At 75.5% G+C, this 13808-nt stretch carries 15 protein-coding genes; 13 read left to right on the forward strand and 2 right to left on the reverse strand.

Annotated elements, in window-relative coordinates:
* Positions 1–72 precede the first annotated feature (72 nt).
* From BJ999_RS09815 to BJ999_RS09845, 7 genes are all read left to right on the forward strand, one after another.
* Positions 73–264, forward strand: coding sequence for a hypothetical protein (locus tag BJ999_RS09815; protein WP_229810417.1), 192 nt, complete (start codon positions 73–75; stop codon positions 262–264).
* Between the two features lie 56 nt (positions 265–320).
* Positions 321–512, forward strand: coding sequence for a CsbD family protein (locus BJ999_RS09820; RefSeq protein WP_179833006.1), 192 nt, complete (start codon positions 321–323; stop codon positions 510–512).
* A 147-nt stretch (positions 513–659) separates the two neighbouring features.
* On the forward strand, positions 660–1577 hold the full coding sequence (locus BJ999_RS09825) for a hypothetical protein (protein ID WP_179833007.1): 918 nt from the start codon (positions 660–662) through the stop codon (positions 1575–1577).
* Between the two features lie 10 nt (positions 1578–1587).
* Entirely contained in the window at positions 1588–2808 is a 1221-nt protein-coding gene (locus BJ999_RS09830; RefSeq protein ID WP_229810416.1) for a S8 family serine peptidase, read from the forward strand.
* A gap of 24 nt (positions 2809–2832) precedes the next feature.
* Positions 2833–3585 carry a hypothetical protein gene (locus tag BJ999_RS09835; RefSeq protein WP_179833008.1) on the forward strand — a complete coding sequence of 251 codons (753 nt, stop codon included), beginning with the start codon at positions 2833–2835 and terminating at the stop codon, positions 3583–3585.
* Positions 3579–4844, forward strand: coding sequence for a S8 family serine peptidase (locus tag BJ999_RS09840; protein WP_179833009.1), 1266 nt, complete (start codon positions 3579–3581; stop codon positions 4842–4844). The genes BJ999_RS09835 and BJ999_RS09840 overlap by 7 nt, the downstream gene beginning before the upstream one ends.
* 4 nt (positions 4845–4848) lie before the next feature.
* Positions 4849–5157 carry an MGMT family protein gene (locus BJ999_RS09845; RefSeq protein ID WP_179833010.1) on the forward strand — a complete coding sequence of 103 codons (309 nt, stop codon included), beginning with the start codon at positions 4849–4851 and terminating at the stop codon, positions 5155–5157.
* Here BJ999_RS09845 and BJ999_RS09850 read toward each other — a convergent pair.
* Together BJ999_RS09850 and BJ999_RS09855 are read right to left on the reverse strand one after the other, a co-directional pair.
* Complete coding sequence (locus BJ999_RS09850; RefSeq protein ID WP_179833011.1) at positions 5154–5894, reverse strand: DUF1275 family protein; 741 nt, start codon at positions 5892–5894, stop codon at positions 5154–5156. The two genes, BJ999_RS09845 and BJ999_RS09850, sit on opposite strands and share 4 nt — an antisense overlap.
* Positions 5895–5903: 9 nt before the next feature.
* The gene (locus tag BJ999_RS09855) at positions 5904–7559 is read right to left on the reverse strand and encodes a hypothetical protein (RefSeq protein ID WP_179833012.1); all 1656 of its coding nucleotides are present in this window, start codon (positions 7557–7559) and stop codon (positions 5904–5906) included.
* A gap of 255 nt (positions 7560–7814) precedes the next feature.
* On the opposite strand from BJ999_RS09855, the gene BJ999_RS09860 reads away from it, so the two are divergent.
* The 6 genes from BJ999_RS09860 to BJ999_RS09885 all read left to right on the forward strand — a co-directional run bounded on the left by BJ999_RS09860 (position 7815) and on the right by BJ999_RS09885 (position 13801).
* Complete coding sequence (locus BJ999_RS09860) at positions 7815–9431, forward strand: gamma-glutamyltransferase family protein (protein WP_218935009.1); 1617 nt, start codon at positions 7815–7817, stop codon at positions 9429–9431.
* Entirely contained in the window at positions 9424–9891 is a 468-nt protein-coding gene (locus tag BJ999_RS09865; protein WP_179833013.1) for a RidA family protein, read from the forward strand. Before BJ999_RS09860 ends, BJ999_RS09865 begins: the two co-directional genes overlap by 8 nt.
* Positions 9884–11320 (forward strand): aldehyde dehydrogenase family protein, encoded by a 1437-nt coding sequence (locus BJ999_RS09870; protein ID WP_179833014.1) that lies wholly within the window; start codon positions 9884–9886, stop codon positions 11318–11320. Before BJ999_RS09865 ends, BJ999_RS09870 begins: the two co-directional genes overlap by 8 nt.
* Before the next feature lie 23 nt (positions 11321–11343).
* Positions 11344–12057, forward strand: a complete 714-nt coding sequence (locus BJ999_RS09875) for an iron-containing redox enzyme family protein (RefSeq protein WP_179833015.1) — start codon at positions 11344–11346, stop codon at positions 12055–12057.
* 69 nt (positions 12058–12126) lie between these two features.
* Entirely contained in the window at positions 12127–12474 is a 348-nt protein-coding gene (locus tag BJ999_RS09880) for a Rieske (2Fe-2S) protein (RefSeq protein WP_179833016.1), read from the forward strand.
* A gap of 109 nt (positions 12475–12583) precedes the next feature.
* Complete coding sequence (locus tag BJ999_RS09885) at positions 12584–13801, forward strand: NAD(P)/FAD-dependent oxidoreductase (RefSeq protein WP_179833017.1); 1218 nt, start codon at positions 12584–12586, stop codon at positions 13799–13801.
* Positions 13802–13808: the final 7 nt, after the last annotated feature.

A 13808-nucleotide genomic window follows, 5' to 3' on the forward strand; every position in this document is an offset into this window, starting at 1 on the left:
GCCATAAAAGGGGCACCGTACGGGCGCGGGACCGGCGACCGGGCCGGCCGCGGGCGAGGAGAGGTGACGGGCATGGGGTTCATGAAGAAGCTCAGGGGCGAACGGGCCGGCCGCCGGACGGCGGGGAGGCGGCGCAAGCCGAGCCCGCGCGAGCAGCGGGCGGCGATGCGCACGGAGCAGGCCGAGGCCAAGCTCCTGGAGACCGAGGCCCTCATCCACGAGGAGGCGGAGCGGCTCCGGCGCGACACCCGGACGTCCGCATAATCCGGGCCATCGGGGGCATAGGCGGTGTTACCACACTCCGTACAGGAGGAGGAACCATGGGTTTCCTCGACAAGCTGAAGAACAAGGCGCAGCAGGCCAAGGGCAGGGGCAAGGAGGAGACCGGACGGCAGTCCGGCGACCCGTACCTGGAGGCCGAGGGCAAGAGCGACCGCGCTGCCGGCGGCGCCAAGCAGGTGGGCGAGAAGGCCAAGGACGCCGCCAAGGAGGCGAAGCGGTCCGTGGAGTGAGCCGCGGACCGCGGCCTCCGGCCGCGGCGCCGTGCGGACCGGGGCCCCTCTGAGGAGGGGCCTCCTCCGTTTCTCCGCAGGGGAAGAACGGCGGCCTTCGCGGGATGACAGGCGGAATGTCGTGAAGCGCCGTTAATCTTGACTGTTGTGGCATTCCTGCCCCCCTCCCAGCAGCCGCCCCCACCGCGGTCCCCGCACCAGCCCGGCCCGCCCGGCGGCTTCCGCCCGCCCGGCCCGCCGGGCCCGCCCGCGCACCCCCACGCCGGGCCCGCGCGCCCGTACGGCGTGCCGCCGCGACCGGTGGGCGCCGGCGGTCCGCCGACGGTGCTGGGGCTCACCGGCCGCCAGTGGATGATCACGGCGCTGGTCGTCGGCTGCTGCTACCTCGTCGCCACGGGGGTCTCGTTCTTCGGCACGTGGACGACCCTCAGGCGCGCGCCGACCAACGCCGAGCTCCAGATCGCCGCCGAGAAGGAGGTCGCGCGCCGCTGGGAGGCGTGGCCCGCGCGGCGGGTCTTCCCCGACCGGCTCGGCTACCGGCCGACGGGGAACCACACCGAGTACGCGTCCCGGACGGGGATCGTCCCGGACGCCGGCTGCGTCCAGGGCGTGGACGAGGAGATCGCGACCACGATCGCCCGGCACGGCTGCCTGGCCGTCCTGCGCGCGACCTATGTCGACCAGTTGCAGGGCGTCGTCGTCACCGTCGGCGTGGTGGCGTTCCCCGATCCGTCGAAGGCCGACCGGGCCTACAGGGAGCTGCCCGGTTCGCAGGGCCCGGACGGCACGGGATCCGTCCGGCCCGCGCTGCACGCCGCCGCGTTCCCGGGCACGGCGTCCGCCCGCTTCACCGACGCGGCCAGGCAGGACCGGACGATCGACCGCGGCGGCCCGTACGTCGTGCTGACGACCTCCGGTCAGGCCGACGGCCGCCCCGCCTCCGCGATCAAGAAGGGGCGTCCGGGCGAGCCGTTCGCGGTGTCCCCGCAGATCGCCCACACGATCGCGCGGACGCTGTCGGTCAAGCCGCTGCCCGACTGCGACCTGCCCGAGTGGCAATGCTGAGGGGGCGCGGGTGAAGCGTCGCGGTCTGCCGGCGGCCGTGGGAGCGGCGGTGCTGGCCGGGAGCTGGCTGATGCCGGTCCACGCGCACGCGGACGTGGTGCGGGACGGGCAGCGTCCCATCCTCTCCCTGCTCGGCATGGAGGCCGCCTGGAAGGTGACCAGGGGCGCCGGCGTGACGGTCGGGGTCGTCGACTCGGGCGTCGACCCGACCCAGCCGGACCTGCGCGGCAAGGTCACCGTCGGCCCCAACATGCTCGCCAGGATCGACGCCGGGACGACGCCGGCGCGGCTGCACGGCACCGGGATGTCGACGCTGATCGCCGGGCAGGGGCACGGCCCGGGCGGCGGCTCGGGGGTCATCGGCATGGCCCCGCAGGCGCGCATCCTCGCCGTCCGGACCATCGGCGAGCCGGAGGACGCCAGCTACCGGCGCTTCCGGGCGGCGGGCAGCGCGGACGACGCGGTGGCGCGCGGCATCCGCTACGCAGCCGACCACGGCGCCGACGTCATCAACCTGTCGCTCGGCAGCCGGGACGAGAATCCCGCCGAGCGCGAGGCCGTCGGCTACGCCCTCGGCAAGGGCGTCGTGGTGGTCTCGGCCGTCGGCAACGACGGCGACGAAGAACGGCTGCTGGACGGCGACGGGTTCGCGCCGTACTCCTACCCGGCGTCGTTCCCCGGCGTGATCGCGGTCGCGGCGACCCTGCCCGGCCACGCCCGCGCGCCGTTCTCCAACCGCAACTACTCGGTGCTGCTGTCGGCGCCGGGCGCGGGCCTGCCCATCGGGGTGCCGGGCGGCCGGTACCTCAGGAGCGACGGCACCAGCGACGCCAGCGCGCTCGTCGCCGGGATCGCGGCGCTGATCCGCGCGAAGCATCCCCGGATGGCGCCGGCGCTGGTCGCGCAGGCGCTGATCCAGAGCACCCGGCATGCCCCGTCCGCCGGGTACGACCCGGAGGTCGGGTTCGGGGAGGTGCACGCGGCCCGCGCCCTGTCGGCGGCGGACTCGCTGGCCTCGACGTCGCCCGGCCCGGCGCAGGCCAAGCCCGCCGGGCAGCGGTTCGGGAAGGAGGACCCCGGCCCGGTGGAGGTCATCGAGCGGCCCTTCTGGGTCCGCCCGCTGATCATCGTGATCGTGCTCCTCGGGCTCGGCGGGACGGCCGGGGCGCTCGCGCTCGCGGTCGCCTTCCGGCGGCGCCACCCCGGGCGGCCTCCCGTCGCCCCGTCCTGAGCCGCCTTGGGCTACGCTCCGCTGGTGTCGCGCGCCGAGATCTCCGCTCCGGACGGCGAGCCGGAACCGGGCGCCGGGCGGCGGGTCTCCCGCAGGACGGCCGCGCTGGTGGCCGCGCCGGCGTGCGCGACCGTCCTCGTCGTCGCCGGGGTGCGGCTGACCGCCGAGCTGACCCGCGCCCCCACTCCGGCCGAGCGCGCGGGGGCCGCGGCGGCGGAGCTGTCCGGCCGCTACCGGACCTGGACCGCCGGACGGATCTTCCCCGCGGGCCTGTCCTACCGGCTCGGCCAGGCGTCCGCCGAGACGGCCCGCCGGGCGGGGATCGGCCCCGACACCCGCTGCGAGACGGCCGTGGACGACATGTTCGCCCGGACCCTGACGGTCCGCGGCTGCCGCGCCGCGCTGCGCGCCACCTACCTGGACCAGGCGCAGGGCCTCGCGGTCACGGTCGGCGTGGTCGTGTTCCCGGACGAGCGGACCGCGCGCGAGGCCGTCGCCTGGTTCCCGTCCCGCGCGCCGCGTCCGGGACTGCGCGCGCTGCCGCTCGCGGGTTCGGTGGCCGCCCGGTTCGGGGACGTCGCGCGGCAGGCGTCCACCGCCGCGCAGCGCGGCCCGTACGTGGTCGCGGCGACGGCCGGCTACGCCGACGGGCGTCCCGCGATGCGCGGGTCCCTGGCCGATGCGGCCGAGCTGGCACCGCAGCTCGTCCAGGGCGTCCTGCGTCCGCTGACCGCCCCGGCGGCGGTCCGCTGCGGCACCCGGGAGTGGCGGTGCTGAGGCGCGCCGCCGCCGGAGCGGCCGCGCTGGCGCTGGCCGCGGCCCCCGCCGCGCCGGCGGCCCGCGCCGCCGGACCCCGAAGCGCCGCCCTCGCCTCCGACCCGGTGCGGGACGCGGTCACGCCCGTCCTGGAGTCGCTGAACGTGCCGCGCGCCTGGCGGACGTCCAGGGGCGGCGGCGCGACCGTCGCCGTCCTCGACTCGGGCGTGGACGCCGGCCATGCCGACCTCGCCGGCTCCGTCACCGCCGGGCCCGACTACACGCGCGGCGCGAACCCGCCCGGCGTCGCGCCGAAGCGGCTGCACGGCACCAACATGGCGTCGATCATCGCCGGGCACGGGCACGGCCCCGGCGGCGCCGAGGGCGTCGTCGGCGTCGCGCCTGAGGCGCGCCTGCTGTCCCTGCGGGTGATCCTGGAACGCGACGAGCCGGGCTTCGCGGAGTTCACCGGCGGCGGGCGCTACACCGGGACGATCGCCCAGGGCATCCGGTACGCCGTCGACCACGGCGCCGACGTGGTCAACCTGTCCCTCGGCCGCTCCTACCCCACGCCGCGCGAGCGCGACGCCGTCGCCTACGCGATCAGCCGGAACGTGGTCGTGGTCGCGGCCGCGGGCAACAGCGGAGCCGAGGACGATCCGCGCGGAGTGGGAGGCCGGTCCGCCCCGGCGCGCGGCGCCCGCCGGCCCGACGGCGGCGAGTCCACCGGGTACTTCTATCCGGCGTCGTTCCCCGGCGTGGTCTCCGTGGCCGCCGTGGACGCGCGGGGCCGGCACGCCGGGTTCTCCAACCGCAACTCCGGCGTCGTCGTGTCCGCGCCCGGCGTGCAGATCGTCGGCGCGGGCCCGGACGGGCGGTACTGGGTCGGGGACGGCACGAGCCCGGCGACCGCGTTCGTCTCCGGCGTCGCCGCGCTCATCCGGTCGCGCCACCGCGGCCTCGCCCCCGCGCTGGTCACGCAGGCGCTCGTGGCGAGCACCGGGAACCGTCCGGGGCGCGGCTACGACCGGGGCGTCGGGTTCGGGCGGGTCGACGCCGCCGCCGCGCTCGCCGCGTCCGACATCCTGGCGGCGGCGCGGACGGGCGGCGCGGGCCTGCCGGCGGGGAAGCGGTTCGCGACCGGTCCGGTCCGTCCCGTCCAGGTCGTGCACCGCTCGGGCGGGCTCGTCCTCACCTCTTCGCTGATCTGCGCGCTGTCCCTGCTCGGCCTGGCGGGTGCCGCCGTCCTGCTGCGCGGCGAGCGCGATCCGGGAGAATGAGCGGATGTGGTCCGAACCTGACGAGTACTCCGAGGCGGTGCTGGACGCGGTGGAGCGCATCCCGCCGGGCCGCGTCCTGTCCTACGGCGACGTCGCCGAGATGGTCGGGCGGGGCGGGCCGCGGCAGGTCGGGCGCGTGATGTCGCTGTACGGGGGCGCCGTCCCGTGGTGGCGGGTGCTCCGCGCGGACGGGAACCCGCCGAGCGGCCTCGAGATCGAGGCCCACGAGAACTACCGCGCCGAGGGGACGCCCCTGCGCCCGGACGGGCGCCGCGTCGACATGGCCCGCGCCCGCTGGGCCGGCCCCGCCTAGGACGTCCGGGAGGGGTGGAGCCGGAACGCGCCGGCGATCACCACGGCCAGCACGACGGGACTGACGGCCGCGGCCGCGACGGGAGCGTGCGTCATCAGCGCGCCCGCCACCGCCGCCCCGGCGGCGAGGCTGAGGATCACCGCGGTCCGCAGTCCGGCCGCCGCGCCCTGCCCGACCGCGAGGCCGCCCATCATCGAGGTCAGCGTCCCGGTGACGAACGTGGTGGTGATCCCGTCGGCGGCCATGCTGCGCGCCGCCGCCGTCTGCGCGCCCATCGCCGCCGACGACAGGGAGATGAGGGCGAGCAGCCCGGCGCCGTGCGGCTCGGCGCCCGCGGCGGCCCAGCCCGCGAGGAACGCGGTCTGCGCCACCAGGACGAACCCGAGGACGGCGGTGACGCGGGGCGGCCACAGCCGCCCGGCGCCGGAGCGTCCCGCGATGAGGAACCCGGCGAGCAGGCCGAGCGCGAACGCGAGCGTCGCGGCGCCGCAACGGGCCAGGTCGGCGCCGTTCCCCTCGCCGGCGGCGAGGCCGAACAGCACGATGTTGCCGGTCATGTTGGCGGTGAAGACCTTCTCCATGCCGAGGAACCCGACGACGTCGGTCGTCCCGGCGCCGAAGGTGAGCAGCACCAGCAGCGCGGCGCGCCACCGGAGGGCTGCGCGCGGCGGGCCCCCTGCCGCCGCGGCGGGCGCGGCGGCAGGGGCCGGATCGGACAGGTCGGAGGACGCGGTCACCCCTGCTCCCTAGTAGATGATCAGGCCGACGACCGTGGCGACGACGAGGCCGGCGATCACGGGCAGGAACGAGCGGCGGACGAGGTCGAGCACCGGGACGCGGGCGAACCCGGCCACGGCGATCAGCGACGACCAGGCGACCAGCACGCCGCCGCCGGCCCAGACGCAGCCCATCTGCCCGATCGCCGCGAGCAGCGCCGGGTCGACGCCGGAGGCCGGGCCGAGCGAGCCGGCCAGCGAGCCGGTGAGCGGCAGCCCGGAGAACCCGGAGCCGTCCAGCCCGGTGATCATCCCGATGATCAGCACGCCGAAGCCGACGACGTACTGGCTGTCGGGGATCGCGTCCTGCATCCGGACGACGGCGTCGAACAGGAAGCCGGGCGCCTGCGCGCCCTCCTCCATGCCCATGATCTTCCCGGCGAAGTCGGCGTTGCCGATGAAGAAGAACCCGGCGATCGGGATCACGACGCCCATCGCCTTCATCGCGAAGACCAGGCCGTCCACGATGTGGTCGGCGCACCGCTCCAGGCTGCCCCGGCCGTCCTTGGCGATCGCGGCGGCCAGCAGCAGCGCCGTGGCGACCCCGCCGACGAGCGCGGCGGCGTCCCCGCCCACCACCTCGGGGACGAGCCCGGTGAACTTGCCCAGCATCATGTAGCCGACGAGCCCGATCAGGGCCAGCGGGACGATCGCGGCGAACGCCTTGGACCGCCTGGGGCAGTCGGCGCCCGGCGCGTCGCCGCCGTCCAGCGACGACAGCGCACGCCGCGTCATCTCGTCCGACGCCTCGCCCGCGTCGCCGGACCCGCCGGGGCGAGGGCCGGGCACGCTGGACGAGCCGCCGGACCCGGACCCGGAGCCGGAGCCGGGCCCGTGGTCGAGGACGGCCACGCCGCCGTCCCCGCCGCCCGCCGCGGCCGGCTCCGGCTGCAGGACGCGCCGCCGCGGCAGCACGCGGATGAGCGAGCGGCGCGGCGCCGGCGCCTCCATCTCCGACTCCCCGGCCTCCCAGCGTTCGAGCAGCGCCGCGTCCGGCCGGCGGAACTCCGAGCGCGTCATGAGGTAGCCGATGCCGAGCGCGACCAGGCCCGTGATCAGGGACAGCACCATGGCGCGGTCGGCGACCGCGCCGGTCTGCACCCCGGCGGCCTTCGCCGACAGGCCGGGCGCGACCTGGATGACGTAGTCGCTGGACAGCGCCATGCCCTGCCCGGCGATCGCGATCGCGACGCCCGCGCTGATCGGCGGCAGCCCCGCGGCGATCGCCGCGGGCAGCAGGATGGCCCCCATCAGCGGCACCGCCGGTGTCGGCCAGAAGAACAGGCTGATCACGTAGGTGACGGCGGCGAGCACCCAGAAGGCGGAGTGGCCGGACCGCATGACGACGCGGAACGGCTCCACCATGCGGCGGTCGGCGCCGAGCGCGCGCAGCGACCCGAGCAGCGCGGTGACCAGCGCGATGATCAGGAAGATGCTGAACAGTTCGGACGCCGCCGTGAGGCTGGCGTTGAAGATCGACTCCAGCCCCGTGACGAAGCTGCCGGTGAACACCCAGGCGGTGAGGAACGTCGCGGCCACCGCGGGGATGACGACGTTCTTGCGGGCGATCATGACGGCGATGATGATGACGATTCCGGACAGATAGACCCAGTGAGCGGCTTCCAAAGGACGCCCCCTCCCTGTACGCGCCCTCTGCGAGGCCGACGGGCGCAACGATTGCAGAGAATCTGCTCGATCGGTCCGAGGTGAACAATGAGGAACGTGCACACTACGCGCTTGGTCATTTTGTGCACCATGCCGGGCGTCCGGCGAGCGAAGCAGCGGTGCGCGGGGCCGCTGTGCACGGTGCCCAAGGAAGGTGCCGGATCTTCGGCGATCGGTCCGTATCGGCGCTGATCAGGAGCCGCCGACACTGGCGGCATGTCAGAGCGCAGCCCCTTCGGCCTCCCGGACCGCGGCCCCTCCGTCGCGTCCGGCGGCATGGTCGCCTCCAGCCATCCGGCGGTGAGCCTGCTCGGCGCGCGGGTCCTCGCGGACGGCGGGAACGCCGTGGACGCCGCGCTGGCGATGGCCGCCCTGTCCTGGCTCGCGCTGCCCGGCCAGTGCGGGGTCGGCGGCGACGCGTTCGCCCTGCTGCGCCGCCCGGACGGCTCCGTCGCCGCGTTCGGCGGCAGCGGCTTCGGCCCGGACGGCGGCGAGCCCGCCTTCTACCGCGACCGCGGCCTGGCCGCCGTCCCGCTGGAAGGCGCCCTCGCCGTCGCGACCCCCGGCGCGGTCGCCGCGCTCGCCGCCCTGCACGCCGACTCGGCCTCCCGCGGGCTGCCCGAGCTGTGGGCGCCCGCGATCGCCGCCGCCGAGGACGGCCTGCCCTGCACCCGCAAGACGCGCGCCGACATCGTCGAGCGCCGCGACGCGCTGGCCCGCGACCCCGGCACGGCCGAAGTCCTCCTTCCCGGCGGCCGCGTGCCCGCCGTCGGCGAGCCGATCGTCCAGCGCGACCTCGGCGCCTCGCTCCGCAGGCTCGCCGACCACCCGGCCGACCTGTACTCCGGCGCGCTCGCCGAACGCTCCGTGGACGCCCTGGTCGACGCCGGGGCGCCGTTCTCCGGCTACGAATGGATGGCGGGCGGCCGCTCCGTCCCCGAAGCGGCGCTGACCTGCGACTACCGGGGGACGACCGTCCACCTGACCCCGCCGCCCACGCCCGGCTGGATGGTGGCGCAGCAGGCGGGCCTCTGCGACGGGGTCCTGTCCGGCCTCCCGTGGCTGTCGGCGGAGGCGGTCCACCGGATGGCCTCCGCCGCGCGCATCGCGTTCGCCGACCGGTTCGCGGGCTGCGGCGACGGCAGCGACCACTGGCGCGGGCTGCTCGCGCCGTCCGCGCTGGAGGCCGCCCGCGCCCGCCTCGACGCCGGCGACGTCCCGGCGGGCCTCCCGTCGCCGGTCCCCGCGGGCGGCGACACCACCTCCATGGTCGCCGTCGACGCGCAGGGGCGCGCGGTCAGCCTCATCCACTCGCTCGCCTTCACCTTCGGCGCCCGGATCACCGTCCCGGGCACGGGCATCGTCCTCAACAACCGGCTCGGGCGCGGCGCCTACCTCATCGACGGGCACCCCAACGAGGTCCGCCCGCGCCGACGGCCGCTGCACACCCTGAACGCCTGGCTCGTCACCGGCGCCTCCGGCGGCCTCCTGCACGCGGGCAACACGCCCGGCGGGGACGGCCAGGTCCAGTGGAACGCCCAGTTGCTGTCGCACCTCCTCGACCACGGCCACGACCCCGCGACCGCCGTCGCCGCGCCGCGCTTCACCGTCCATCCGGGCAGCGACGCCGACGTCCTCGGACGCCCGCCCGAACTGCGCGTCGAGTCCCGCCTCGGGGCCGACCGGATCGAGGCCCTGCGCGCCTGCGGTCACGACGTCGCCGTCCAGGCGCCGTGGGACGCGGGCGGCAGCGCCCAGGTCGTGTCCGTCGCGGACGGCGCCCTCCTCGGCGCGTCCGACCCCCGCCAGGACGGGGTGGCCCTCGGTGTCTGAGCTTCCCGCCATGCCGCGCCCCCAGGGCGCCTACGTCCCGGCCGTGGCCGAGCCGATCCGCACGGGCGACGTCCTGGTCGCGAGCGCCGGGATGACGCCGCGCCGGGACGGCCGTCTGACCCTGACCGGCCTCGTGGGCCGCGACCTGGACGTCCCCGCCGCGAGCGAGGCCGCCGGCCTGGCCGCCCGCAACGCCGTCGCCGCGGTCGCCGACGGAGATCTCGGCCGCGTCCGGCGGTGGGTCCGGATGACGGTCTATGTCGCCTGCGCCGACGGGTTCACCGACCTGTCGGCGGTCGCGGACGGCGCCTCGGCCGCCCTGGACGCGCTGGCGCCGGGGCTCGGCCGCCCCGCCCGCAGCGCCGTCGGTGTCCGCGCCCTACCCGGCGGCGCGCCCGTCGAAGTCGAACTCACCGCGATCGCCGGTGAATTGGAAAGGGAGACGAGCGAGCATGCATGAGGGGCTGAACCTCGTCGGAGGCGAATGGCGTCCGGCGGCGGACGGCAGGACGTTCCGGCGGCACGACCCGGCGGAACTCGGCGAGATCGTCGGAGAGTTCCCCGAGTCGTCGGCCGCCGATGTCGGAGCCGCCGTCGACGCGGCCGTCGAGGGCGCCGCGCAATGGGCCGCGGCCTCCCCGGAGAAACGCGCCGACGTGCTCGAGGCGGCGGCACGGTGGCTGGAGGAGCGGGCGGACCCGCTCGTCGTCGAACTGGTGCGGGAAGAGGGCAAGACGCGCGCCGAGGCGGCCATGGAGGTCTCCCGCACGCCGCGCAACCTGCGCTTCTACGCGGGAGAGGCCCACCGCATCACCGGCCAGAGCCATCCGGCGGGCGACGGCGGGATCGTCTACACGCGGCGCGAGCCCGTCGGGGTGGTCGGCGCGATCACGCCCTGGAACTTCCCGCTGAACATCCCGTCCCGCAAGATCGGGCCCGCGCTGGCGGCCGGCAACGCGGTGGTGTTCAAGCCGAGCCCGGTGACGCCGCTGCTGGCGCAGCGGCTCGTGGAGGCGCTGCTGGCCGGTGGGCTCCCGCCGGGTGCGATCTCGCTGGTGCACGGCGGCGCCGAGGCCGGGGCGGCGTTGGCGGCGGACGAGCGCGTCGGGGCCGTGACGTTCACCGGCTCCACCCGGGCGGGACGCGCCGTCCACGCGGCGGTCGGGCCGTCGCGCCGCGCGCAGCTGGAGATGGGCGGCAAGAACCCGGTGGTCGTCCTGGACGACGCCGACCTGGAACGCGCCACGCAGATCATCGTCAAGGGCGCGTTCGGGCTGTCGGGGCAGGCGTGCACCGGGACGAGCCGGGTCATCGCGCACGACGCCGTCCACGACGAGCTGCTCGAACGCGTGGCGAGGGCCGCCGAGGCGCTGACCGTCGGGAACGGGCTGGGCGACGGCGTCGACCTGGGGCCGCTCGCCGCGGACTTCCAGCTGGAGAAGTTCCTCGACTACGTGCGGATCGGCGAGGAGGAGGGCGCCGAGCTCGTCACCGGCGGGCGGCGGCTCCCTGGCGACGGGTACTTCGTGCGGCCGGCCGTCTTCGGCGCGGTGGCGCCGGACATGCGGATCGCCCGCGAGGAGATCTTCGGACCGGTGCTGGCCTTCCAGCGGGCGTCCGGTTTCGACGAGGCCGTCGCGCTGGCCAACGGCACCGACTACGGGCTGTCGGCCGGGATCGTCACCCGCGACACCGGCCGGGCGCTGGAGTTCGCCCGGCGCTCCGTTAGCGGCCTGGTGAAGGTGAACCAGCCGACCTCCGGAATGGCGATGACGGTGCCGTTCGGCGGGCTCAAGGAATCCAGCACGCAGACGTTCAAAGAGCAGGCCGGACCTTCGATGATGCTCTTCTACACGCAAGAGAAAAGCGTCTACATCTCACCCCGGTAAGAAACCCGAGAAGGGATCAGGAAATGGCAGAGCTGCTGTCGAAGGACGCGTTCCGCGCCGAGCTGCAGAACGCGATCAAGGGCCGTGAGGCCAAGAACGCCTCGTTCAGCAAGGCGTGGGCGGACGGCGAGCTGAAGCGCGAGCACTTCGCCCGCTGGGCGGAGAACCACTACCACTACGTGGGGCCGTTCGCCGACTACCTCGCCTACGTCTACGCCAACACGCCCGACGAGTTCACCGGCGCCAAGGACTTCACGCTCCAGAACATGTACGAGGAGGAGCTCGCCGACATCCGGCACACCGACCTCCTCATCCGGTTCGCCGAGGCGTGCGGCACCACCCGTGAGCGCGTCGAGGACCCGTCCAACATGAACGCCATCACCCGCGGCCTCCAGGCGTGGTGCTACGCGGTCGCGATGCGCGAGCACTTCGTGGTCGCCACCGCCGCCCTGGTGGTCGGCCTGGAGTCGCAGGTCCCGAGCATCTACAAGAAGCAGATCGTGCCGCTGCGCGAGGTGTACGGGTTCACCGAGGACGAGATCGAGTTCTTCGACCTGCACATCACCTCCGACGTGGTGCACGGGGAGCGCGGCTACCAGATCGTCCTCGACCACGCCGACACCCCGGAGCTCCAGCAGCGCTGCCTCCGGCTGTGCCGGTGGGGCGCGGAGATGCGGTTCTCCTACACGCAGGGCCTCTACGACACCTACGTCAAGCCCGACCTGGTCAGCGCCTGATCCGAGTCCGGTCCGGCGGCGGGGCGGCGTCCCCGCCCCGCCGCCGGCGATCCAGCAGGGAGGACGACCGTGGAGCAGCAGACGGGCGAGTGGGTGCGGGCCGCCGCGCTCGCCGAGGTGCGCAGGCGCAGGCGCCTCGCCGTGACCGTCGAGGGACGGCGGATCGCGCTCTTCCTGGTCGGCGACGACGTCTACGCGCTGGACGACGTGTGCGTCCACAAGCAGCGGTCGCTGTCCAAGGGGGCCGTCCTGAACGGGCGGGTGATCTGCCCCGGGCACCAGTGGGTGTTCGACCCGGAGACCGGCGAGATCGAGGGCCGGGACGAGTGCCAGCCGAGCCATGCCGTGCGCGTCGACGGCGGCGACGTCTACGTCGACCCGCGGCCCAGGATCCTGTCGGAGGAGCACCCCTCATGAGCGGAGCGGACCGGGGGGCGCGGGGGGTCGTCCCCTCGCAGAGGAGCACCCTCATGAGCGGAGCGAACCGGGGGGCGCGGGGGGTCGTCCCCCCGCAGAGGAGCAGAGCATGAAGAACGTCCTGATCGCGGGGGCGGGGCAGACAGCCGCGGTCGCCGCCCGCACGCTGCGCCGCCGCGGCTTCGACGGCCGCGTCACGCTCGTCGGCGCCGAGCACGAGGCCCCCTACCAGCGCCCGCCGCTGTCGAAGGAGTACCTGGCGGGGGAGCAGGACCGCGACGAGCTGTGCCTGCTCACCCCGGAGTGGTGCGAGGCCAACGACGTGGAGCTGCGGCTCGGCGTCGCGGCCGCCGCGATCCGTCCCGCCGAACGGGCCCTGGAACTGGCGGACGGCACCGTGCTCGCGGGCGACGCCCTGCTCATCGCGACCGGCGGGCGCCCCCGGCGCCTGCCCGGCGTGGAGGGGGAGCGCGTCCGGTACCTGCGCACCGTCGCCGACGCCGACCGGCTCCGCGCCGAACTGCGGCCCGGCGCGCGGGTCGTGGTGATCGGCGCCGGGTTCATCGGCTGCGAGGTCGCCTCCACCGCGCTCGACCGCGGCGCCCACGTCACGATCGTCGAGCAGGCCGGGCGTCCGCTCGGGCACGTCGTCGGCGAGCTCATGGGCGACGTGATGGCCGCGATGCTCCGCACGAACGGCGTCGACCTGCGCACCGGCGAGAAGGTCGAGCGGTACGAGGAGACCGCGTCCGGCGCCGTCGTCACCACCAGCGGCGGGACGGCCCTGGAGGCGGACGTGGTCGTGGTCGGCGCCGGGATGGTGCCGAACGTCGAGCCCGTCACCGGCGCCGGGATCGAGTCCCCCGGCGGCATCGCCGTCGACGAGTACTGCCGCACCCGCGTGGACGGTGTCTACGCCGCAGGCGACGTCGCCTGCCAGTGGCGGCCGCTCCTCGGACGGCACGTCCGCGCCGAGCACTTCGACAACGCCAACGCGCAGGGCATGGCGGCGGCCAAGAACATCCTCGGCGGCACGTCGGCGCACACGGCGCCGCCGTGGTTCTGGTCCGACCAGTTCGGCCACGCCGTCCAGCACGCGGGGCACGGCGAGGGCACGGACCGGCTCGTCGTCCGGGGCCGCGTCGAGGACTTCGACTTCATCGCGTTCTACCTGGCGGACGGCGTGCTGCGCGCCGCGTTCACCGTGGACCGCGGCGGCGACCTCGCGATCGCCCGGCAGCTGATCGCCGGCGAGGCCGTCCCGGACGCGGACGCCCTGCGCGACGAGGACACCGACCTCACCGACCTGCTCGACACACTCAGCTAGGGAGCGA

Source organism: Actinomadura citrea (genome assembly GCF_013409045.1).
GTDB lineage: Bacteria > Actinomycetota > Actinomycetes > Streptosporangiales > Streptosporangiaceae > Spirillospora > Spirillospora citrea.